Origin of the sequence: Litchfieldella qijiaojingensis, from assembly GCF_014651875.1 — a bacterium.
Taxonomy (GTDB): Bacteria; Pseudomonadota; Gammaproteobacteria; order Pseudomonadales; family Halomonadaceae; genus Litchfieldella; species Litchfieldella qijiaojingensis.
On the sequence record NZ_BMXS01000005.1, the window covers coordinates 47,812 to 70,421 of the forward strand.

Here is a 22,610-nt window from a genome sequence, read left to right on the forward strand (position 1 = left end):
AGACATCCCCCATGACACACAGACATTTCGAACATGAACAGAGCAACCGCCTGAACCCGGTCGTCTTTCACGGCTCGGTGGCCGGCATCCTGCTCTTCCTGATCTATGCCATCGCCTTCACCGATCACGCCACGGCATTCTTCAATGCCGGGCTGGACTGGATTGGTAACACCTTCGGCTGGTACTACATGCTGGCGGTCGTCGCCTACCTGGTCTTCGTGGTGATGATCGGCTTCTCGCGATTCGGCAAGATCCGCCTGGGCCCAGATCATTCGCGCCCGGAATTCTCGTTGCATTCATGGTCGGCCATGCTGTTCGCTGCCGGTCTCGGTGGTGCCATCCTGTTCTTCGTGGTCTCCGAGCCGCTGACCCACTACCTGAACCCGCCACTCGGCGAGGGCGGTACCGCCGAGGCCCAGCGCCGCGCCATCGTGCAGACCTTCATTCATTGGGGGATCTCGGGCTGGGGGCTGTACGTGCTCATGGGCATGGCCCTGGCCTATTTCAGCTATCGCCACCGGCTACCGCTGGCGATTCGCTCGACGCTTTATCCGTTGCTGGGCAAGCGCATCTACGGACCGATCGGTAATGCCGTGGATATCGCCGCCGTGCTGGCCACCGTATTCGGCATCGCTACCGCATTGGGGATCGGCGTGATGCAGATGAACTACGGACTGACCTACCTGTTCGGCATACCGGAGGGACTCCCCGCTCAGATCATGCTGATCTTGCTGGTGGTGACCTTGGCCACCCTGTCGGTGGTGAGTGGCGTCAAGCGTGGCATCCGCCGGCTATCGGAGCTCAACCTGCTGTTGGTCGCCGGTCTCGTGCTGTTCGTGCTGCTCCAGGGCGACACCCTCAAGCTGCTCAATGCCCTGGTCATGAACACCGGCGACTACCTGGTCGCGCTTACCGGCAAGAGCTTCGACACCTATGCCTACTCGCCCGAGGCGCAAGGCTGGTTCAGTGGCTGGACGGTGTTCTTCTGGGGCTGGTGGATCGCCTGGGCACCGTTCGTCGGCCTGTTCCTGGCCCGCATCTCCCGTGGTCGCACCATCCGCGAATTCGTCGCCGGTGCCCTGTTCATCCCGCTGATTTTCGTGATGGTGATGATGTCCGTATTCGGTAACAGCGGCATCGACATGGTCGAACAGGGCCTGGTGGTGCTCGGCGAGCAAGCCCTGAATAGTCCGCCGGCCACCATCTACACCTTCCTCGAGCAACTGCCCTTGGTCGGTCTCACCGCCACCATCGTGCTGATGCTGAGCATCGTGTTCTTCGTCACCTCGGCCGATTCCGGCGCGTTGGTACTGTCCAATTTCACCTACGTGCTGCGCGACGTGAATCACGATGCCCCCGCTCGGCTGCGGATATTCTGGTCTGCCATCATCGGCCTGATCACCCTGGCACTGCTGATGGCCGGTGGACTGCGCACCCTGCAGAGCGCCGTGGTGATCACCGCCCTGCCGTTCTCGGCGGTGATCTTCCTGACCATGATCAGCATGTACCGCTCGCTGAAGGTCGAGACCGGCAAGGCCGATGCCCGCCATCAGGTGGTTGCCAGCGCCTCTGCCACCAGCGACTGGCGCGAGCGTCTCGACCGCACCCTGGACGCCACCACACAGAATGGTGCCGAGGCCACGCTACGCCACGCCATTCGCCCGGCACTGATCGAACTGGCCGAGGAGCTGACCCGGCGAGGCCAACAGGCCACCGTCACCGAACAGCAAGTGGACGGCACTCAACTGCTCTGCCCGACCTTGCAGGTCGACTTCGACGGCGCCCCCAGCTTCATCTACGGGATACGCCCGCAGCGCATGCAACCGCCGAGCTTCCTGCCCGCGGATGACGACTACTACCTGCGCCTCGACGTGCATCTCGCCGAAGGCGGCCTCGGGCAAGACCTCAACGGCTATACGCGCCTGCAGGTCGTGCATGACGTGCTGAACGAATATCAGCGCCACCTGCGCTTCCTGGCCCAAGCTAGTGAAGACGGCAATCTGGACACCATTCCCGGCCACATCATGGAAGGCGATGCCGTTCCGCAAGCCGTGCCCGCTCGGTAGGCGCGTCGGTAGCTGCTGCCGCTACCTCGGAAAGGCTCCACTTCGGTGGAGCCTTTTTATTGGTCAAGGCCATCCAGGTATCCCAGGTCATGTGGCCAGGCGATACAAGTCGGCACGCGAAGAGCCAACCAAAGGGAAAGGCGTCATGGCGGGGGGTGTTTCAATGACGTATTCAGCGTTCTTCAGGTGGGTTTGCGGCGCAGCTCGCCATTCAGAGCCTTGATGATGGTGTAGCACATCAACAGCATCACGATGGAGAACGGAATCGCCGTTGCCGTCACCCCGGCCTGAAGCGCCGACAGCCCGCCGCCGAGAAGCAACACGATGGCAATCAATCCCTCCACCGTTGCCCAGAACATCCGCTGAGGCCTGGGAGCATCGATCTTGCCGCCGGCTGTGATGGTATCGATCACCAGGGAGCCGGAATCCGACGAGGTGACGAAGAAAATCAACGCCAGAGTGATGCCAAGGGTCGACATCAGGCCCGTCAGCGGCAGTTCATTCAGCATGCCGAACAGCGACAGCTCGGGGCTGTAATTGTCGATCACGTAGTCCTTGACCAGGCTGTTGCCGGGGTCGGCATAGAGCTGATCGAGCGCGATGCCACCGAAGACGCCCATCCAGATGAAGATGAACAGGCTGGGAACCAACAGCACACAGATCACGAACTCCCGAACCGTGCGCCCACGCGACACCCGAGCGATGAACATGCCGACGAACGGTGCCCAACTGACCCACCAGGCCCAGTAGAAGACTGACCATGCTTCACGATAGGCATCATCGTCACGACCGAAGGGGGCCGACAACGGGATGAAGTCCTTCACGTAGGTCACCAACCCCGACCAGAACCCATTCAGGGCCACCAGGGTCGGGCCGGCGAACAGCACGAAGAAGAAGAAGAACACGGCCAGGATCATATTGATCTCGGAGAGCTTCTTCACGCCGCCCTCGAGCCCACGCCAGACCGACACCAGGGCCACCGCCGTTACCAGCAAGATAACGATGACCTGAAAGGTGGTGCTGATGTCCAGTCCAAAGACGAAATTCATCCCCGCATTGGCCTGCTGGGCCCCGAGTCCGAGCGCCGTGGCCAGTCCAAACAAGGTGGAAAACACCGCCAGGATGTCGATCGCATGCCCCCACCAGCCCCAGACACGCTCGCCAAGGATCGGGAAGAACGCCGAACGAATGGAGAAGGGCAGGCCCTTGTTATAGGAGAAAATGGCCAGCGCCAGGGCCATGACCACATAGACGGCCCAGCCATGGATGCCCCAATGAAGAAAGGTGCCGGCAAGGCCCAGGGCGGTTGCTTCGGGAATGGCCTCCGGATTGAGTTCACCATCGGCCCCGAAAGGCGAAGGAATGCCCAATGGCAAGGAGACGTTGGCATGATAGACCGGTTCCAGCACGCTGAAGAACAGCAGTCCGATACCGATGCCGGCAGTGAACAGCATCGCAAACCAGGACAAGTAACTGTGTTCCGGTCGGGCATCGGGACCACCCAGCCTGACCGACCCATAGGGCAGGACGACGAGCGCCACACAGAACAGGATGAAGAAATCCACCACGATCATGAAATACCAGTCCAGCGTCCCGGTAGAGAAACTGACAATGGACTGGAAAATGCTCCCCGCCCTCTCTGGAAACAAGAGGGTGAGTACTATGAAGACGACCGAAATGAGAGCCGATACGATAAAGACCCGATTGTGTATATCGAAGCCGATAGGCCCCAGTCGCCCTTGGATGTTGTCCTGGCCAACGGTGTAATCCGTTTGCATGTCGCTAGTCACGGGGGTCGGCACCGGGCCACTCGGGGTACCCATGAGAGGCTTCCTCTTGTTATAGGATATAGAACAGCTTAGGAATTTTTCTCCTCATAAGCCTACAACCTTGGATTCATAGAATAACGGCAGCACCTTGGATCAACAGGTAGAGGACTCCTCCCCCCAACCCCGAATCACCAAGATTCGACATTCAGGATATCAATGCAGCCTACGAGCGCATGGAGAAGGGTGATGTGCGCTACCGCTTCGTGATCGATATGCCCTCACTGAAGGCTGCCGACACGGTCTGAAGCCTACCCATCTGACGCCCGAAACACCGGGCAGCGGACCAAGCCTCGGTCTACCCTATTCATTCATGGGAGCGTTGGACACTGCGCATCCGCACCAGATGCCAGCCGATAGAGGAAACAAGAACGACGCGAGGAGATTCGGAATGGTCACTCTGACGATCAACGGTCAGGATCACGAGTTGGATGTACCGGACCAGATGCCTTTGCTATGGGCCTTGCGGGATGTCGTACAACTCACCGGTACCAAGTTCGGCTGCGGCATGGCGCAGTGCGGCGCCTGCACGGTGCACCTGAATGGGGAGGCGGTGCGCTCCTGTGTCACCCCGGTGTCCCAGGCTCAGGGCCGTGAGATTACTACCATCGAGGCCATCGGCGATGACGAGGTCGGCCAGCGGATCCAGCAAGCCTGGCTGGATCTCGGCGTAGCGCAGTGCGGCTACTGCCAGGGCGGACAGATCATGAGTGCCACCGCTCTGCTCAATCGAGAGCCGGACCCGGACGACGCGCAGATCCTGGAGGCCATGGCCGGCAACCTGTGCCGTTGCGGCACCTACAACCGCATTCGTCAGGCGATTCATCGCGCCGCCGGCCATGAGGAGGAACAGGCATGAGTACCCATCGCAACGGCCTCTTGCTGGCCAATGTCAGCCGCCGCCACTTCCTCAAGGGGCTGGCCGCGAGCGGCGCCCTGGTGATCGCCGCCCGCTGGGATCTCTCCCTGGCCCAGGACGAGGAAGAGGCCAGCTACGGGGCGGATGGCATGCCCCACGGCTGGGTCGACGATCCCAACGTCTTCATCCGCATCGACGAGGACGGCACGGTCACCGTCGTCAATCACCGTGCCGAAATGGGTCAAGGCATTCGTACCAGCCTGGTGATGGTGGTCGCCGACGAGCTTGGCGCCGACTGGGATCGGGTACGGGTCGAGCAGGCGATCGGCCACGAAGAGCGGTACGGCAACCAGGATACCGACGGTTCGCGTAGCATGCGTCACTGGTTCGACCCCATGCGGCGTGCCGCCGCCGCAGCGAGGACCATGCTGGAACAAGCGGCTGCCGAGCACTGGGACGTGCCAGTGGCGGAGTGCCACGCCGGTGTGCACATGGTGATCCACGAACCCAGCGACCGTGAGCTCGGCTTCGGCGAGTTGGCCGCGGCCGCCAGCCAACTACCGGTGCCCGAACGCGACAGCTTGCGCCTCAAGCCCCGGGACGAGTGGCGCTATATCGGCCGCGAGAATGTAAAGACCGATCGCCCCCTGGCGATAGACGGTGAGGATATCGTCACCGGACGCGCCCTCTATGGTGCCGATGTAGTCCTCGACGACATGCTCTACGCGGTGATCGCCCGGCCTCCGGTCTACGGGGCAACACTGGCCAGCGTCGATGACAGTGCGGCGCTGGCCGTGCCCGGCGTTATCCGGGTCGTTGAAGTCCAAGGCACGGGCCAGCCGGCCGGTTTCGAGCCACTGGGTGGCGTGGCGGTGGTCGCCGAGAATACCTGGGCGGCCATCGAGGGACGCCGCGCCCTCGAGATCGAGTGGGATACCGAGAGCGCCGGTGACAACGCCAGCTACGACTCGGAAGCCTACCGACAACTGCTGGAGGAGAGCGCCCAGTCTCCCGGCCGTGTGGTCCGCGAGCAGGGCGATATCGAGGCGGCTCTGGCCGACGCCGAGACCCGTCTCGAGGCCACCTACTACATGCCGCATCTGGCCCATGCGACGATGGAGCCACCCGCCGCCCTCGCCCGCCTGGTGGACGGCAAGGCGGAAATCTGGGCACCGGTGCAGTCCCCCCAGGCCGCCCGGGATGGCGTGGCCGGGCGCCTGGGCCTCGAGCCCGAGGATGTCACCGTCAACGTGACCCTGCTGGGCGGCGGCTTCGGCCGCAAGTCCAAGCCGGACTTCGTGCTCGAGGCCGCCAGCCTGGCCCGCGAGTTCGAGGGCCGTCCCGTTCGGGTCCAGTGGACGCGCGAGGACGATATCCAGCATGACTATTTCCACGCGGTGTCAGTCGATCGCCTGGAAGCGGGCATGGATGGGGACGGCAAGGCACTCGCCTGGCGCCACCGCACCCTCTCGCCGAGCATCGGCTCGCTGTTCGGGCCCGACCCCAAGCACAAGGTGGATTTCGAGCTCGGCATGGGCTTCACCGCGACGCCCTTCGATATCCCCGCCATGAGCCTGGAGAACCCTGAAGCCGAGGCACACGTGCGTATCGGCTGGTACCGCGCCGTCTACAATCTGCCGCACGCCTTCGCAATCCAGAGCTTCGTCGCCGAAATGGCCGAGGCGGCGGGCCATGACCACCGCGACTACCTGCTGGAACTGCTGGGTCCCGCACGGCAGATCGATCCCCGGGAGATCAACGAGGGCTGGAACTACGGCGAGGACCCCGAACGCTACCCCGTCGATATCGGCCGCCTACGTGCCGTAGTCGAGAAGGCCACCGAGGAGGCCGGCTGGGGACGCAAGCTGCCCGAGGGGCGTGGCCTGGGGCTGGCGGTGCACCACAGCTTCGTCTCCTATACCGCCGTGGTACTCGACGTGGAGGTCGACGATGGCGGCGAGGTCATCGTGCACAACGCCGATATCGCCTTCGACTGCGGCCCCCAGGTGAATCCCGAGCGCATCCGCGCCCAGATGGAGGGGGCCTGCGTCATGGGCATCGGCAACGCCCTGCACAGCGAGATCACGGTCAGCGAGGGACGCATCGAACAGGACAACTTCCATCAGTACCTGATTCCGCGCATCTCGCATGCCCCGCGCACCGTCCGCGTGCACCTGATCAACGACAGCCCCGAGGCGCCCATGGGCGGCGTCGGCGAGCCCGGCGTACCACCGGTGACGCCGGCGCTGTGCAACGCGATCTTCGCCGCGACCGGCAAGCGTATCCGGCGCCTGCCGATAGGCGATCAGCTGGCGAGCTGAGCCTGCAGAGCATCACCAGCACTATATTATGAAATTCTCTCAGGAGCCCCGACCGATACGGGGCTTCTTCGTTTATCTGAGGTCACCATGCCACTGTTGTACTTTCTTGCCCCGCTTGGCACTGTGCTGATCTGGTCGGGCAATATGACCGTCAATCAGTTGACGGTGGGCAGCATTGCGCCCAGCAGTATCGCCTTCGATCGCTGGGTGCTGGCGCTGGCCGTACTCACACCGTTCGTGCTGCCCTCGGCATGGCGCCACCGCCACACGATTAGCAGTGAGTGGCCGAAGCTGGCGGTATTGGGGCTGCTCGGGAAGGCCATGTGGCAGGGGTTGGCCTATGTTGCCGCCGAAACCACCTCGGCGACCAATATGGGTATCCTGGCGGCGATGGTACCGTTGTTGACGGTACTGCTCAGTGCCTTGATCCTGCGGGAAACGCCGACGCTTGGCGGGACCTTGGGCGGCCTGGTGGCCTTGTTGGGGGTGTTGATTCTGCTCAGCCGTGGCGATCTCATATCGCTTCTGGAACTCGAAATCGTGCCCGGCGATGCGCTGATGGTGGCAGCAGCGCTTTGCTATGCCGGCTACGGGGTGATGCTCAAACGCTGGCCGCTGGACCTGCCGCCTTGGGTGATGCTCTACGTTCAGGTCTGCTTCGCGGTGCTGTTGCTGATGCCGGGCTTCCTGATGGGCCCCATGACGCCCATCGACAACCACAATGTGTGGCTGATCCTGTATGCCGGCATCCCGGCCTCGATCGTCACCACCTTCCTGTGGATGCGCGCGGTGCGCCAGATCGGCGCTAGCAAGGCCAGTATCTTCATCAACCTGATGCCGCTGTTCAGCGCTCTGATCGCCATGGTCTTCCTCGGCGAACGCCTGGGCCTTCACCACCTGCTGGGCGGCGGCCTGACGCTCGCCGGGGTGATCATGGCCCAGACACTGACGCAGCCACTTGCCCGCGCTGTCGCCACGAAAGACGAAGGATGAGAGATGCCGCATTCATGACACTCGATACCACGCATATCAACCAACAGCGCATGCCCCTCGACGACCAGGCCGAACTCTGGCTGTTCGGCTATGGCTCGCTGATCTGGAAGGCCGAGTTTCCCTATCATGAAAGACGTCCCGCCCATATAGAAGGATGGGTACGCCGCTTCTGGCAGGGCTCGCACGATCATCGAGGTACGCCGGAAGCGCCCGGCCGCGTCGTCACTCTGATCAGCGAACCCGGTGCCATCTGCCAGGGCATGGCCTACCGGATCGATGCCGAGACCCTTCGCCCGCTGGATATTCGCGAGAAGAACGGCTACCTGCGCGAGATCGTGACACTGCACTTCACCGACGGCAGCCACGCCGAAGGGCTGGTCTATATCGCCACGCAAGACAACGCCGCCTTCCTGGGTGAGGCACCATTCAACGCCATGGCGGAGCAGATCGCCACCGCTCATGGTCCCAGCGGTCCAAACCGTGATTACCTGCTGAACCTGGCCACCTCGCTCGAGGGACTGGGTGCGGAGGATCGACACGTGTTCGAGTTGGCGGACAGAGTACGGGACTATCGACTGATCGAGTCACCAACGGATTGAAGAGCTCGCAACGAGAAAGCCCGGCCGTCATACCACCGGCCGGGCTTTGAGAGCCATTCCCTATGCAAGTCACCACGAACGTCCCGTCCGTGCCTCCTTGTTCCATCGAGAATCCCTGCTCAAGTTTCCTGTCGAGCCTCCCTTCTCTTATTACACATTGTTACACATAAGTCACGAAGCGTACACATGGAATACGAGATACCCATGGTATGAATTTCACCAACACTAAAGATTAAGTAGAACTGACCAAAAGAAGCGCCGTAACCACTGGAGCATGTTGCTCAACTCGTCCAACGGACAAGACATGATCATGCGGGAGCCGAGGTAGGGTGAGGATCGCGCCATCATGCTTGCCGTTGGCATACCCGGCCCAGACCCCAAAGTCAGCCGGATCGGTCGCGATCCTCACTTCAAGGATAGTTCCGTTGCTTACGGCCATCGACCAGCAGTCGCTCATATCAGTCAGCCGCTGATTATTAGATGGGTGCTCTGTTAGGGAAACACTGAATAAATGCCTGCGTGGATCAATCGCTGCGTTGCGCGATGCTGGTGCGCCAGCCCGGACGGAATCCTCACATATACCCGGCGGATGCAGGTTCTGAGTGCAACACTGCTCACTGGAGTGTGCTAGGGCCCTCGTAATGCTTCGCCATCATCTCGATGGGGCATTTGAAGCCTGAATTCATAGAATAACTGCAGCGCTTTGGGCCACCATTTGTCGGCGGCGGTACCAATATGAACGGTCATCCGACGGGCATGCACCGTGATGGTGGCGGCCACCTTGAGCACCTGCTTGCGTAGCCGCATCAGGCTCCAGCCCTGGCGGTGAAAAACATCGATCATTGCTCTACCGATGAACGCCATCGAATTCGCGATGGACATCCAACGCGAGGAAGACCCCAAGGGTGATCGGGTCAACATCACCCTGTCAGGCAAGTTCCTGCCCTACAAGACCTACTGACGAATCGGCCCTGGCGGAGGGTGCTGCAGGAACACAGCTCTCCACCAGGGCATGGCCTACCGGATCGACGCCGAGCCCCTGCACCCGCTGGGCTCACTTTGCCCGAGGAATTAGACCTTACGCCCGTTTCATGGAGGTAGCGGCAAGACCAACCCCCAAGGTCACCAGAACTGCGCCAATGCTACGTTCAATGATGTGGCGTGACGAGGCGGCAAGGTTTTTTGCGGCTTCGGATGAGAAGGCGTAAGCCACCAGAGCGAACCAGACCAAGTGTGCGACCGACATGAACGCTCCATAACCGAATTGCACGGCAATGGGTGTGCTTGGGCTAATGACTTGGGAGAACAACGCTACAACGAATAGGGTCGTCTTTGGGTTCAGAGCATTCGTCAGGAAACCGATACGAAGTGCGGCAAAGTCAGAAATTGGCAAGTTGGTGGAGTCGATCTGGCCTTGCTCGGCTTTCTTGGCACGCAGCATCGTGATGCCGAGATAGATGAGATACGCCGCTCCAACGTACTTGATGATGCTGAACAGAAGAATCGACTTGGAGATGACGAGGCCGATGCCGGCCATGGAGTAGGCTACATGCACGAGTACCCCCAAGGAAATGCCAACAGAGGTCAGCAGCCCTGCGCGGCGTGAAAGGACCATGCTGTTCCGTGTAACCATTGCGAAGTCGGCCCCCGGACTGATGACGGCGAGGAGTGTGATAGTCACTACGGCAAATGCTTCAATCATGGGTTCTCCTTGAACTTGGTATCCTGCAAGGTAACGTAGGTTCTAGAAAGCTGTGATGGAGAGCTTCAGCCCGCCTCGAGGCGTGACAGGAGGATAAGCCCCTCCTCTATATACCTTTATTTATTACTTCTCCTGATCATGAAATGACCTAGCCAAACAGTTAAACCGATACCGGCTATGATGGCGAAAAATAGTATCTCGTAACGCTTGATATCGCCGATCAACACTTCAATCGCATGGCCAAACAAATAGCCCAAGGTCCCCACCACTATCGCCCATAGGGATGCACTGATAAAGTTGAGCGCGAAAAAGAGAAATGGAGACACTCCTGCCATTCCAACGAGAAATGGTGTCACCGTACGTAACCCATATAGAAACCTGAAACTGAGAATCAACCACACCTGGTGGCGATCCAACAGTGAAAACACCTTCTCGGATTTCGCCTTCCACTTTGGTCGGCTGTTCAGCAGTTCCATGCCTTTCGATCGACCAATGTAGAAATAGGCCTGATCCCCAAGGAAGCTACCAAGAAGCGCGCACACGATCACCCATGGCAGTTGAAGATAACCGAGATGCGCAGAAAAGCCTCCGAGGACAAGGATCGTTTCTCCCTCGAAGAATGTTCCAATCGCTATCGCTGCATAACCATATGTAGAAACCAACTCTTCAAGGGACATATTCCACGTCACTCAGTTAACGTACTGGTACCAGCCAACTCGGTTGCACTCAGTTTCTGCGACCAAGAACCATCTGTGTATGGGAAAGTAGATTAAGCCGGTTCGGATGCAGCATTTCGTGCAGCCTTGATGGTTCGAAAAAGCATATGAGTGCTGACGGCGAGCGCAAGTGAATTTGATACGAGACCTGGCACCGATGCCACGAGAAAATTGTGGGCGATCCAAGCGAATATAGCCCCAATCAATATGGCCCGCTGGCGAACCTGATCGAGCTGAAAATTCGCCACGCAAACGATCATGAGTGCCAGCGAGGAGAACACCGAAGGCAGCCTATGCCAAGTAACTGCGCTGACGAGCGGTGTCAGCAGCAATGATGCCAAGTAGATGTATTTGAAGCGAGGATGTGTACCGAGCGGGATAGCAAGAGCGGCTTGTAAACCGGCAACACCCATGACGGCTGCCCCCGTCTCTGCTTCCAATAGGGCGAAGTGGGTAAGCATGAGTGCGCACGCCACGACTTGTCCGGCAAGCAAGCGCGCGCTGCCGCATCATAGGCCAGCAGAGATTTGCCGTGATTCCTAGGACACCGAATAGCGTGGCTGCGCTTGGGATAATTTCGATCACGTTATGGTTTGCACTGGTGCGGGGAGCCATGATTGAGGTTTATTAATTGCACTCAACCGCCTAATTAAACACTTCCCTCGAACACAGGTCGGAAGAAGCTCCGTTCATAGCTGAGAATGCAGCGAGTATCTTCGGCATACTTGAAGGCAGCCTGACACTCCGGGTCGTTAAAGGAGTCCTCGCGGTACTGCTCGTAGGCCGCCAGGCTAGGAAAGGTGAACAGCGCCAGCGCAACGTTGTTCGCCCCCTCAGAGGGGAGGAAGTAGCCGTGATGCTTTCCGCCAAACTTCTCGACAAGCGGGATCCATAACTTCGCGTAATGCTCGAATTCTTTAACCTTGTAGGGATCGATGATGTAGCTAAGGTAACAGGTGACCATGCTTTTTCCTCGTTATTCTCGCAACTATGATGTGGCAGAAAACTAAAGTTTACAGCCACCTCCAACATGTAAAAACAATGCGCATACCGCTAGCCATTTTGTTATGTGGCTACCTTGAAGCCAATGCCACTTTTATCCCAAACGCTATCAATACCGCTCCCATGATTTTTTCGAAGTAGTACTGAACAGACTCAAAAACACGACGAACCTTATTCTGGTTAAGAAAGACAGCGACCAAGCTGAACCATGCCAAGCAAGAGATAGAGGCTATCGCTCCATAAGCAACCTGTATAGCCACTGGCGTTTCAACACTCACAACCTGTGTAAACAGACTCATGAAAAACAATGTCGCTTTTGGATTCAACGCATTGTTTATAAACCCAATCTTGAAAGACATAAAATCGGAGACAACCCTCTTTTTGACTGAGTTCTCATAAGCATGTTGTGAAACACGCTTACTAAGAACACAACCAAACCCCAAATAGATCAAATAGGCTGCCCCGAGATATTTCACAATCGAAAACAACAGGATGGACTTGGACAGGATCACCCCGATTCCCACCAGCGTATAGAAAACGTGTATCCATACGGCAGATGCCACACCTAAAGCCGTGAACATGCCAGAGCGACGAGAATAACTCAGGCTGTTTCGTACCACGACAAAAAAATCAGGCCCAGGAGTAATGATTGTCAAAATCGTAATCGTCAGGACAGCCAAGAATTCTGCGAGATACCTATCAATCAGTAGTTGTCGGGTCCCCGATGATCGACTGAGCTATAGAAGCTATCCTTTGCTGGCAGCCAAGGAGCTTCTTCACCAGGTCATTCGGGAGCAAGGATATGGACATCAAGCTGCATAAGCAGGCGACCACCACGCCGAAGATCCGGGCCGAGATCCAGGGTGCACCACCCAGCATCAGCAATAGCGAGCTGGCACGGAAATACGGTGTCGCTGACACTACCGTTCGACGCTGGCGGCTTCGCCAGGATACCCATGATCGCTCGCATACTCGGCATAATCTGCTGGCCACGCTGACGCCCGAGCAGGAAGAGGTGCTCATTGCCGCCCGGGAATTCTTACGGCTTGGCCTCGATGACCTGCTGGTGGTCGCGCGTGAATTTCTGAACCCTCGCCTCTCGCGCTCTGGGCTTCATCGCCTGTTGAAGCGGCGTGAGGTACCGACGCTCGCCGAATTGGCTCGGCAGGACGCGGGTGAATCTACTCAGCCGACGCACAAGCCTTTTCGGGACTATGCGCCGGGATTCGTGCATGTCGACATCAAGCACCTGCCGCAGATGCCGGATGAGGAGCGGAAGCGCTATCTGTACGTAGCCATCGATCGCGCCACGCGCTGGGTTTACCTGGAAGTGCGGCGTAGTCAGTCAGCTCAGGATGCGCGGACCTTCATGAAGCGAGTGATCGAAAAGGCGCCGTTCAAGGTCCAGAAAGTGCTGACTGACAACGGCAAGTCCTTCACAGACCGCTTCACCCGTGCGGGCGAACGGACACCCAGCGGCCAGCATCCCTTCGACAGAATGTGCCGGGCTCATGGCATCCAGCATCGCCTGATCAAGCCGGGGCGGCCACAGACCAACGGCATGGTCGAGCGCTTCAATGGGCGTATCAGTGACGTCCTGGCAACACGGCGGTATGTGTCAGGAGAAGATCTGGAGCAAACGCTGAAACGCTATTGCTGGCTGTACAATCACCACATTGCTCAGAAGGCGCTGCATCATCAGTCACCGATTGATGCCATGAAGCAGTGGCAGGAGATGCGGCCAGACTTATTTCATAAACGAGTAATTAATCATCCGGGACCAGACAAGTAGTTCCAATCTCTAACTCCTTTATATGATTGGCGGACAGTAGGCACTTGACATCCTCCCCTGCCTGAATGCGGGGGATTCCCACGGCGCTCAGGCGCGACATTGAGCCGCCACTGAGTCGCTTCGGTGGGTTCCTGCTGCTGGCGGCATTACCTCACCGCTCACTTCACAGGCTAACCGGGCGTGTCCCGCCCTTAGCACATTGATCGCGCCGACCAGATCGGCGTTTTCCTCGAAGCCGCATTCAACACACGCGAACCTCTCCTGCGCGCGGCGGTTGTCCGCCGACACATGGCCGCAGCACGGACACGTCCGGCTCGTGTTCCGCGGCGGCATGGCGATGAGATGCCCGCCGTTCCACGCCAGCTTGTAATCCAGTTGGCGGCGGAACTCGAACCAGCCCTGATCGAGGATGGACTTGTTCAGGCCGGACTTGGCCCGAACCTGCTTTCCCGGTTGTTCGGCACTGCCCTTGGCAGACCTGGACATGTTCCGCACCTGCAAGTCCTCGATACACACCATCGCGTGGTTTTGGCTGATCGTGGTCGTGGTCTTGTGCAGGTAGTCGCGGCGGGCATTGCCGATGCGGGAGTGAATCTTCTGGACGCGGGCTTTCGCCTTCTTCCAGTTGTTGCTGAACTTGGTTTTGCGGCTCATCGCCCGCTGCGCCTTGCGCAAGGCCGTTTCGTGTCGCTTGAAGCTATTGAGCGGAGCGTAGAACGTACCATCCGAGAGCGTGGCGAAGCGGGCGATACCCATGTCGATGCCGACCGCGCCGCCTTGAGGGAACGGGGGTTCAACGTCGCGCCGCGTCTGAATGCTGACGAACCACTTGCCGCCACTCTGGCTGACGGTGGCGTTGCGCAATTCGCCCAGCGCTTCCCGGCTGTTGCGGTAGCGCAGCCAGCCCAGCTTTGGCAGGAAGATACGGCCATTGGCCTGGTCGAGCTTGATCTGTTTCGGGTCGGGGTAGCGAAAGCTGTCGCTTTGCCCCTTGCGCTTGAAGCGCGGAAAGTCGGCGCGCTTCTCGAAGAAGTTCTTGTAGGCTTTTTCGAGGTCTTTGAGGGTATGTTGCAGCGGATGAACGGGCGCATCCTTCAGCCACGCCGTCTCGGCGTCATTGCGCCAGGCCGTCAGTTGCTTGGCCATCGCGACGTAGCCAATGAACTTGCCGCCAGTCTCGTAGTTATCTTTCTGCAACGCCAGCGCCTTGTTGAACACGAAACGGCATGAGCCCGCGAAGCGGCGCATCTGACGCTGCTGGTCGCCGTCGGGCATGAGCTCGTATTTGAAGGCTTGGATACGTTGCATGTCGTCTATGATACAAGGAAATCCTCGACGCCTTGCGCAGTATCTTCGCCAGCGTCTGCGCCGACTTCGAGGCGGAACTGGTGGAGTTCGACGGCGAGGATGACCATGTGCATTTGCTGGTGAACTATCCGCCAAAAGTCGCGGTATCTGCATTGGTAAACAGCCTGAAGGGTGTCTCCAGCCGCATGATCCGTAAGCAGAACCACCCCAGCATCCGCAAAAAGCTCTGGAGCGGTGCGCTGTGGTCGCCCAGTTACTTCGCCGGTAGCTGTGGCGGCGCACCTATCAAGGTCATCCGCCAATACATCGAGCAGCAGCAAACACCACACTGAGGCAAAGTCAAGGACGGCTACGCCGTCCGCGCTATCCTTCCCCGCCCTGAAGGGCGAGGTTTGCCGCGCAATTGATCAAGCGCTGAGTGCAGTGGTGCGCTTGCATCTCGTCCTTCTGACATGACTTGCTTGAGATACGCTACCGCCCCTGCCTTGCAGGTCGGTGGCTACGCCACCCTGCGACAGTCCCTGTGCACCTTGTCCCTATACGATCATCGGCAGCGACTTGATCGGACTTGAGGTTTCAGTTAACCGAATCCCCTAACGTTTTGCAAAGCGATGCAGCCTACCATTGGTCACTGCTCAACCTGAATCAGGGGATACCCGCCCTCAGGAACGACTGCACGAACTGGCGTTGGAACAGCAGGAAGGCGACCAGTAGCGGGGCAATGCTAAGCAGTGTACGAACGGCCGACTCTCGAGAGTTGGGAGATACACGGCGTAACGTGCATCTCCCTTAGGGTGAATCAGGCAGCGCTGGGCTGGGCGGCGGGGCGTAAACGGTTATAGACGCTCTCGTCGAGCTCATTTTCGCTCTTACCCACCAGGACCGACACCATTAGATCACCACAGACGTTGACGGTGGTACGGGCCATATCCAGGATGCGATCAATACCGGCGATGATCGCCAGACCTTCCATCGGCAGGCCGACGGTTGTCAGGACCAACGACAGCATGATCAGGCCCGCGCCCGGTACGCCGGCAGTACCGATTGATGCCAGGGTGGATGTCATGATGATCAGCAGGTAGTCGGAGAACGCCAGGTCGACGCCAAATGCCTGGGCGATGAACAGCGCACAGACCCCTTGGTAGAGAGCGGTGCCGTCCATATTGATGGTTGCACCCAGCGGCAGTACGAAACTGGAGACCCCTTTGGAGACGCCCATCTCCTCTCCAGCGGCTTTAATGGAGGCCGGCAGGGTTCCGGCGCTGCTGGTCGTGGTGAAAGCCACCGCAGCCGGATTGATCAGGCCCTTGAGGTAGCGCATCGGATTCAGGCGCCCCAGGCCACTGACCAGGCCGGAATAGAACACCATCACGTGAATGACACAACCGATATAGACCACGGCAACCACCTTGATCAGTGGCAGCAGGATGTCCATGCCGTACGTGCCGGCCACCCAGGCCATCAGGCCGAACACGCCGTAGGGTGCCAGTTTCATCACCAGTTCGGTCAGCTTGTACATGCCCTCCGCCAGGCTTTCGAACACCTGCACGGCCGGCTTCGCTTTCTCACCGCACAGGTTCAACGCAATGCCCAATCCCAGAGCGAATACGATGATCTGCAGGATGTTGCCGGTTGCCAGCGCATCGACCGGATTCGTCGGAATCATGTTGAGCAGCGTCTCGACCAGAGTAGGCGCCTCCTTGGCGGCGACGGCACTGTCGGCCGCCACCATATTGACGCCCTCGCCTGGCGAGAAAAGCGTGCCCATGCCAAGACCGATGCTGATCGCGACGGCGGTGGTGCCGAGATAGAGCACCAGGGACTTAAAGCCGATGCGTCCCAGCTTGCGGGTGTCCTGCATCGAGGTGACGCCGACCACCAGCGAGCAGAACACCAGCGGCACGATGAGCATCTTGATGGCGTTGATAAAGAGCGTTCCGATCGGCTTCAACAGCTCGGCATCGGGGCCCAAAATCACCCCCACCAGCATCCCCAGAGCCATTCCGATCAGGATTTTCTTCCAGAGTGCCAACTTGCTCCAGAAACCGGCACGACGTGTCTCTATAGTTACATGTTCCATGGTTTTCTCTTTCGTTGTCGTTGTGGTCAATCAGCTTGGGCGACAAGCGCCGACGGACGGCGACACTGCGGGCCAGTGAGTAGCCCGCCAGAGCTCGATCCCTGACCGTTATCTAGCAAGAACAGTGCCAACCCATGCAAATACAGTGTAAGTTATTGTTTTTAAAAAAATTAACCGGAAGGAAGAATGGGGCTGAAGTCGACCAGGAAGGTATAACCAAGGTAATGGAATGGCACGCCGATTCCTGAAAATCGGCTATATATTCAATGAGTTATGAAAATAGCAAACCAGGGTTATAGCTATAACCCTGGTTATGGGGAAGGAGAAGGCCAGCTCAGGACCACTCTCAGGACGACTGCGACTTCTTCAGCCTCTTGCTCAATGCCGGCTGGGAAATACCCAGCAGACGCGAGGCCCGGGACTGGTTGCCCTGCGCCCGCTTCAGCGCCTCGGCCACCAGCTGATCGGCGACTTCCTGTAGGGTCGGCAACGGCTGATCGGGAGCAAAGAGGGGCATCGCAGTATCCGCTTCGGGCTCCAGTATCGCGTCTTCCTGCCCAACCGCCCGGCGAAACACTTCCATTGACAGCACGCCCCCACGATGGCGGCCGAGGGCGTCGAAACAGAGTGCGCGCAACTCCCTGACGTTACCGGGAAAGGCATAGTTGCGTAGCAGTGCCGGCAGTTCCTTGGGTACCGGAGGCTTGTCCCGGCCCAGTTCCTCGGCGGCTTCGGCGAGGAAGTGATCCAGTAACAGCGGGATGTCACCCTGGCGCTGGCGCAGCGGCGGCAACTCCACCTGGTGAGTGCGTAAGCGGTAATAGAGATCCTTGCGGAAACCGCCATCGCGCTGCTTTTGGTCCAGGTCCTGGTGGGTGGCCACCAGCACCCGGGCATGGATACGCTTGGGCCTGTCGCTGCCGAGGGGATAGTACTCGCCCTCTTGGAGCAGACGCAGCAGCTTTACCTGCGAAGCCAGGCTGAGGTCGCCAATCTCGTCCAGTAACAGGGTGCCACCGCCAGCCTGATCGATCATGCCCGCCCGAGCCTTGTCGGCGCCGGTAAAGGCGCCGCGGTGATGACCGAACAGGGTGTCGGCGAAAATGTTGTCGTCAAGGCCGGCAACATTGACGCAGACCAGCGGCCCACTGCGTCCACTCAACGTGTGGATGGCCCGGGCGATCGCCTCCTTGCCGGTCCCGCTCTCGCCGGTGATCAATACCGGCTGGCTGCTTGCCGACACCGTCTCGAGGTACTGGAACACCGAGCGCATGCCCTTATCCCGGGTAATGATGTCGGCAAACACCTCCGGCCGATCCAGCGTATCGCTGAGAAACCGCCGGCGCATCTCCAGGTTTTCCAGCCGCATTTCCTGCATTCGGATCGCCCGATGAATGCCATCGAGCAGGCGGTTCTCCTCCGTCGTTTTTATGAAGTAGTCATAAGCACCGAGGCGAATGCAGTTAACCGCAGTTTCCAGTTGGTTCAGCCCGCTGATGATGATGACGCCGATATCCGGGTGCTCTTCAACGATCTGCTGCAGCAACGCTTCACCGGACAGGTGTGGCATGGTCAGGTCGAGCAGCACCAGCCCAATCGGATTCTCGGCGATGACTTGCATCGCATCGCGACTGTCCTGGCACTGGTAGAGATGGTTAATCCCCCCCTGAGTCTCCAATATCAGACTGAAACTGCGTAGAAACGAGGCTTCGTCGTCGACCAGCAAAACGCCGAAGGCCGGATAGAGATTACTGCTCATTCCAATAGAGTTCCCGGGTTGATCGGTAATGAAAACACGGCGCGGGTCCCATTGCCGGGCTCGGAGTCGTAATCCAGCGTGCCACCATGCTCCTGTACGATGCTCAGGGATACCGAGAGGCCGAGCCCCATGCCGCCCTGCTCCCTCTTGGTGGTAAAGAAGGGATCGCTGAGCCGCGAGAGGTTTTCCGGTTCGATGCCCTGCCCTTCATCCCGCACTTCGAGACACAGCCGATTTTTGGCAGCATCATATTGCGTAGCCACGGAAATGGCATTGTCGCGGGAGTCCAACGCCTGACAGGCGTTGACGATCAGATTGATCACCACCTGCTCGATTTTCTGGGCGCTGCCCCGGAACCGCGGCGCCGATTCGTCGTAGCGGACCTGGAAATGGTCGGTGGACTTGCGAATAGTGCTGTCGACCAGGCGGATGGCGGCGGCCACCACTTCATTGAGATCCACCGACTCGCTCAGGTCGACCGGCCCCTGCCGGGCGAAATCACGCAGGTCGTCGACGATCCGGCGGATACGCTGGGCACCGGTGGAGATATCCTCCAACATCCGCGGTATCTCTTTACTCATCCGGCTATAGGGTAAGCGGCCAAGCACAAAATCGCCGTGCTGCTGAAAAAATGCTTCGTATGCCTCCTCACTGTCACGAAGCACCTCCTTGAGCATCGACAGGTTCATCAGCACCAGGCTGCAGGGGTTGTTGATCTCGTGCGCAACCCCCGAGACCAGAACCCCCAGGGAGGTCATCTTGTCGGCCTGGATCAGCTTCTGCTGCTGGACTTGCAACTCCTGCGCGCGTCGGGCGACTTCACGGGTGAGCATCCGGTTCCAGATTACGATACCCCCGAGCACCAGCAATAACACCGCCGATACCACTGCGGCGCCCTGGCCGATCTTCTTCCAGGGCACTCCCGGCTTCTCCAACGGACCCAACCACTGGTCGTAGATCGCCTGCTGTCGCCCGGTGTTCTTGAGAATCGCCAAGCCTTCGCTGAACTGCGCCAGCAACTCCTCCTGGCCCTTGACAACGCTGTAGCCGTAACGCCGTGCAGCAAAGGTTTTGCCCACCGGCTGAATGTTCAAGAGTTCCAGTTCGCGTCCCAGATAGAGTCCCGGCAGGTTCGCCACCAGCGCATAATCGTGCTTGCCCGATGCCAGCATTCGCAGGGCATCGGCATGGGTATCCGCCGGAATCAGCCGAGCGCCAACATCGTTCTGCAACATCAAGTCGTGCATGACGCCGCTTTCCTGCACGATCACCTCCTTGCCTCGTAGTTCCTGCAAATCGGTGACTTCCGCCTGCCCCTTGCGAGCGAAGACCGACTGATGAACGATGGCGTGAGGCGGAGAGAAATCGTATCGGCTAGTGCGATCCGGCGTGTAGGCCATCCCCTGCAACACGTCGATTTCTCCGGCCTCGAGGAGCTGGCGTATCTCTGCCCAGTTCCCCAGCCGAATCTCGACGTCGACCCCCATCACTTCGGCGATGGCCCGGGTCAGGTCGGTGTTATAGCCGTCCGGCTGCCCCTCTTCATTGATGAACTCGTAGGGCGGATAGTTGTGGTCGCCGCCGACGATGATGACGTTTCTCTCACCAGCGGCGTGACTACGGGCGGCAACATCGGTAACGTCCACCAGGGACAGGACCAGCCCGAGCAGGCAGCCCATCGCATGGCGTAACAAGGGAAGTAAGGGAAAGGCCATTACATCGATGGCCGACACGCTAGCACGAGCCAAGTCAACTAAATCCTAAAATCCTGCAAGTCGTTTACCTTGCCATGCGGCGAGCGTGCGTTCCAGCTCAGCGAATCCCCGCCCGCAGAAACGATTGCACGAACTGGCGCTGGAACAGCAAGAAGGCGACCAGCAGAGGAGCGATGCTGAGCAGTGTGGCGGCGCTGATGGTGGCCCAGTTGACGCCGGTTTCCGGTGCCGAGAAGATCCCCAGCCCCACCGTCAGCGGGCGGCTCTCCACCGAGTTGGTAACCACCAGCGGCCACAGGAAATTGTTCCAGTGGTGGCTGATCGAAACCAGGCCGTAGGCCAGGTAGGTGGGCTTGGCCAGCGGCACGTAGACCTTGAGCAGCACCGCCATCCAGCCACAGCCTTCCACGCGGGCGGCGTCTTCCAGTTCGCGGGGGATGGTCTTGAAGGTCTGGCGCAGCAGGAAGATGCCGAAGGCGCTGGCCACATATGGAAGGCCGATGCCTGCGATGGTGTCGACCAGCCCCAGGGAACTGGCGATACGGTAGTTCTCGACAATCAGCACCTCGGGAAACACGAATAGCTGGATCAGCACCAGCATGAACAGGACATCCTTGCCGGGAATCGGGAAGCGCGCGAAGGCGAAGCCGGCCAGGGTGCAGACCACGAATTGGGCGGCAACGATGCCGGTGACCAGCAGGAAGGTGTTGACGTAATAACGGGCGAACGGCGCCTGGTTCCAGGCGTTGGTGAAGTTTTCCAGCGTCAGCGGCGCCAGCAGGTCGAAGCGCACCATGAATTCCGAGGGATGGAAGGCTGCCCATACGGCATACAGCAGCGGGAAGATCCACACGATCGCCAGCAGCCAAGCGGCGGTGGTCTCCAAGCTTGGGAACCGTACCAAGTCGCGTATCAGGGTCGTGGCTGCAGTAGCGGTTGGCGTGGTCATGGCCCGTTCCTCGAGGTCGTCACTGGTAGTGCGTGCGGGGGTCGAGCACACGGAACTTGATCGTCGCCACCACGGCGAGCACCAGCAGGATCACCACGGTAATGGTGGCGGCGTAGGTGCGGTCGAAGAACGAGAAGGCATTCTCGTAGACGTAGTAGAGCAACAGGTTGGTAGCATTGTTGGGCCCGCCCTTGGTGAGGATGAACAAGTGATCGACCACGCGCACCGCGTTGATCAGTGCATTGATCAGCACGAACAGCGTGGTCGGCATCAGCAGCGGGAAGGTCACTCGCCAGAAGAAGCTCCAGCGACTGGTGCCTTCCAGGTCGGCGGCTTCCTCGAGCTCTGGTGGAATGCTCTGCAACGCTGCCAGGTAGAAGATCATGAAGAAGCCGGCTTCCTTCCATACCGTCATCACGATCACCGAGGTCAACGCCACGCTGGGGTCGCCCAGCCAGTTCGGGCCAGTGATGCCCAGCGTGCCCAGCAGCGTGTTGAACAACCCGATCTGCGGCGCGTAGAAGAACATCCAGATATTCGCCGCGGCGATCATCGGCAGCACGGTCGGCGTGAAATAGGCCATGCGTACCAGGCCGCGCCCCGGCAAGCGGCCATTGACGAACAATGCCATGCCCAGCGCCAGGGCGATCGCGGTGGGAATGGTACCCAGCGCATAGAGCAGATTGTTGCGCGCGACCTTCCAGAAAGTACGGTCCTCGATCAGCAGCGCATAGTTCTCGAGCCCGACGAATTCCGGTGGCGCGCCACGAAAGCCGGGCAGGAACAGGCTGTTGATCAGGGTGGCAACGGTCGGCAGGTAGGCGAAGGTGCCGAGCAGCACCGCCGCCGGCAGCAGCAACAGCGCGCCGTAGACCTGCAGGCGCCGATCGGAAGTCTGGATCACCATGGCAAATGACCTCCTC

General features: G+C 59.4%; 19 protein-coding genes and 3 pseudogenes. 8 read left to right on the forward strand and 14 right to left on the reverse strand.

Annotated elements, in window-relative coordinates; all coding sequences use genetic code 11:
- Positions 1 to 11: 11 nt before the first annotated feature.
- Positions 12 to 2,066 carry a choline BCCT transporter BetT gene (betT, locus tag IE093_RS07160; RefSeq protein WP_189467633.1) on the forward strand — a complete coding sequence of 685 codons (2,055 nt, stop codon included), beginning with the start codon at positions 12 to 14 and terminating at the stop codon, positions 2,064 to 2,066.
- A gap of 182 nt (positions 2,067 to 2,248) precedes the next feature.
- On the opposite strand, the gene IE093_RS07165 is transcribed toward betT, so the two are convergent.
- Positions 2,249 to 3,889 (reverse strand): BCCT family transporter, encoded by a 1,641-nt coding sequence (locus IE093_RS07165; RefSeq protein WP_229803344.1) that lies wholly within the window; start codon positions 3,887 to 3,889, stop codon positions 2,249 to 2,251.
- A 394-nt stretch (positions 3,890 to 4,283) separates the two neighbouring features.
- Here IE093_RS07165 and IE093_RS07170 point away from each other — a divergent pair, with 394 nt between their 5' ends.
- From IE093_RS07170 to IE093_RS07185, 4 genes are all read left to right on the forward strand, one after another.
- Positions 4,284 to 4,751: a (2Fe-2S)-binding protein gene (locus tag IE093_RS07170; RefSeq protein WP_189467634.1), complete on the forward strand. Its 468-nt coding sequence runs from the start codon at positions 4,284 to 4,286 to the stop codon at positions 4,749 to 4,751.
- Entirely contained in the window at positions 4,748 to 7,072 is a 2,325-nt protein-coding gene (locus IE093_RS07175) for a xanthine dehydrogenase family protein molybdopterin-binding subunit (RefSeq protein ID WP_189467636.1), read from the forward strand. The genes IE093_RS07170 and IE093_RS07175 overlap by 4 nt, the downstream gene beginning before the upstream one ends.
- A gap of 87 nt (positions 7,073 to 7,159) precedes the next feature.
- Positions 7,160 to 8,065 carry a DMT family transporter gene (locus IE093_RS07180; protein ID WP_189467638.1) on the forward strand — a complete coding sequence of 302 codons (906 nt, stop codon included), beginning with the start codon at positions 7,160 to 7,162 and terminating at the stop codon, positions 8,063 to 8,065.
- A gap of 14 nt (positions 8,066 to 8,079) precedes the next feature.
- Positions 8,080 to 8,664, forward strand: coding sequence for a gamma-glutamylcyclotransferase (locus IE093_RS07185; RefSeq protein ID WP_189467841.1), 585 nt, complete (start codon positions 8,080 to 8,082; stop codon positions 8,662 to 8,664).
- 627 nt (positions 8,665 to 9,291) lie between these two features.
- Here the strand turns inward: IE093_RS07185 and IE093_RS07190 are convergent.
- Entirely contained in the window at positions 9,292 to 9,507 is a 216-nt protein-coding gene (locus IE093_RS07190; protein WP_189467640.1) for a hypothetical protein, read from the reverse strand.
- A gap of 10 nt (positions 9,508 to 9,517) precedes the next feature.
- Between IE093_RS07190 and IE093_RS07195 the strand changes: the two are divergent.
- Positions 9,518 to 9,625, forward strand: a pseudogene (locus IE093_RS07195) (cyanase); the annotation flags it as partial.
- 117 nt (positions 9,626 to 9,742) lie between these two features.
- Here IE093_RS07195 and IE093_RS07200 read toward each other — a convergent pair.
- From IE093_RS07200 to IE093_RS07220, 5 genes are all read right to left on the reverse strand, one after another.
- Positions 9,743 to 10,366: a LysE family transporter gene (locus tag IE093_RS07200; protein WP_189467642.1), complete on the reverse strand. Its 624-nt coding sequence runs from the start codon at positions 10,364 to 10,366 to the stop codon at positions 9,743 to 9,745.
- A gap of 116 nt (positions 10,367 to 10,482) precedes the next feature.
- Entirely contained in the window at positions 10,483 to 11,043 is a 561-nt protein-coding gene (locus tag IE093_RS07205; protein ID WP_189467644.1) for a DedA family protein, read from the reverse strand.
- Between the two features lie 92 nt (positions 11,044 to 11,135).
- Entirely contained in the window at positions 11,136 to 11,576 is a 441-nt protein-coding gene (locus IE093_RS07210) for a YgjV family protein (protein WP_268247390.1), read from the reverse strand.
- A gap of 155 nt (positions 11,577 to 11,731) precedes the next feature.
- Positions 11,732 to 12,046: an NIPSNAP family protein gene (locus IE093_RS07215; protein WP_189467647.1), complete on the reverse strand. Its 315-nt coding sequence runs from the start codon at positions 12,044 to 12,046 to the stop codon at positions 11,732 to 11,734.
- Between the two features lie 109 nt (positions 12,047 to 12,155).
- A complete protein-coding gene (locus IE093_RS07220; RefSeq protein WP_229803346.1) occupies positions 12,156 to 12,764 on the reverse strand; it encodes a LysE family transporter in 609 nt (202 codons plus the stop codon).
- A gap of 122 nt (positions 12,765 to 12,886) precedes the next feature.
- Between IE093_RS07220 and IE093_RS07225 the strand changes: the two genes are divergently transcribed.
- Positions 12,887 to 13,876, forward strand: a complete 990-nt coding sequence (locus IE093_RS07225) for an IS481 family transposase (RefSeq protein ID WP_189467649.1) — start codon at positions 12,887 to 12,889, stop codon at positions 13,874 to 13,876.
- 87 nt (positions 13,877 to 13,963) lie between these two features.
- On the opposite strand, the gene IE093_RS07230 is transcribed toward IE093_RS07225, so the two are convergent.
- On the reverse strand, positions 13,964 to 15,184 hold the full coding sequence (locus IE093_RS07230) for an RNA-guided endonuclease InsQ/TnpB family protein (RefSeq protein ID WP_189467651.1): 1,221 nt from the start codon (positions 15,182 to 15,184) through the stop codon (positions 13,964 to 13,966).
- 26 nt (positions 15,185 to 15,210) lie between these two features.
- Between IE093_RS07230 and tnpA the strand changes: the two are divergent.
- Positions 15,211 to 15,516 (forward strand): annotated as a pseudogene (gene tnpA / locus IE093_RS07235) (IS200/IS605 family transposase); the annotation flags it as partial.
- A gap of 313 nt (positions 15,517 to 15,829) precedes the next feature.
- Here tnpA and IE093_RS22755 read toward each other — a convergent pair.
- From IE093_RS22755 to IE093_RS07260, 6 genes and pseudogenes are all read right to left on the reverse strand, one after another.
- Positions 15,830 to 15,919, reverse strand: a pseudogene (locus IE093_RS22755) (carbohydrate ABC transporter permease); the annotation flags it as partial.
- A 64-nt stretch (positions 15,920 to 15,983) separates the two neighbouring features.
- Positions 15,984 to 17,264 carry a dicarboxylate/amino acid:cation symporter gene (locus tag IE093_RS07240; protein ID WP_189467652.1) on the reverse strand — a complete coding sequence of 427 codons (1,281 nt, stop codon included), beginning with the start codon at positions 17,262 to 17,264 and terminating at the stop codon, positions 15,984 to 15,986.
- 346 nt (positions 17,265 to 17,610) lie between these two features.
- On the reverse strand, positions 17,611 to 19,023 hold the full coding sequence (locus IE093_RS07245; protein WP_189467654.1) for a sigma-54-dependent transcriptional regulator: 1,413 nt from the start codon (positions 19,021 to 19,023) through the stop codon (positions 17,611 to 17,613).
- Positions 19,020 to 20,771 carry a transporter substrate-binding domain-containing protein gene (locus IE093_RS07250; RefSeq protein ID WP_229803348.1) on the reverse strand — a complete coding sequence of 584 codons (1,752 nt, stop codon included), beginning with the start codon at positions 20,769 to 20,771 and terminating at the stop codon, positions 19,020 to 19,022. The genes IE093_RS07245 and IE093_RS07250 overlap by 4 nt, the downstream gene beginning before the upstream one ends.
- Positions 20,772 to 20,835: 64 nt before the next feature.
- Positions 20,836 to 21,687, reverse strand: a complete 852-nt coding sequence (locus IE093_RS07255) for a carbohydrate ABC transporter permease (RefSeq protein WP_189467657.1) — start codon at positions 21,685 to 21,687, stop codon at positions 20,836 to 20,838.
- Positions 21,688 to 21,706: 19 nt separating this feature from the next.
- Positions 21,707 to 22,594, reverse strand: a complete 888-nt coding sequence (locus IE093_RS07260) for a carbohydrate ABC transporter permease (protein WP_189467659.1) — start codon at positions 22,592 to 22,594, stop codon at positions 21,707 to 21,709.
- Positions 22,595 to 22,610 lie beyond the last annotated feature (16 nt).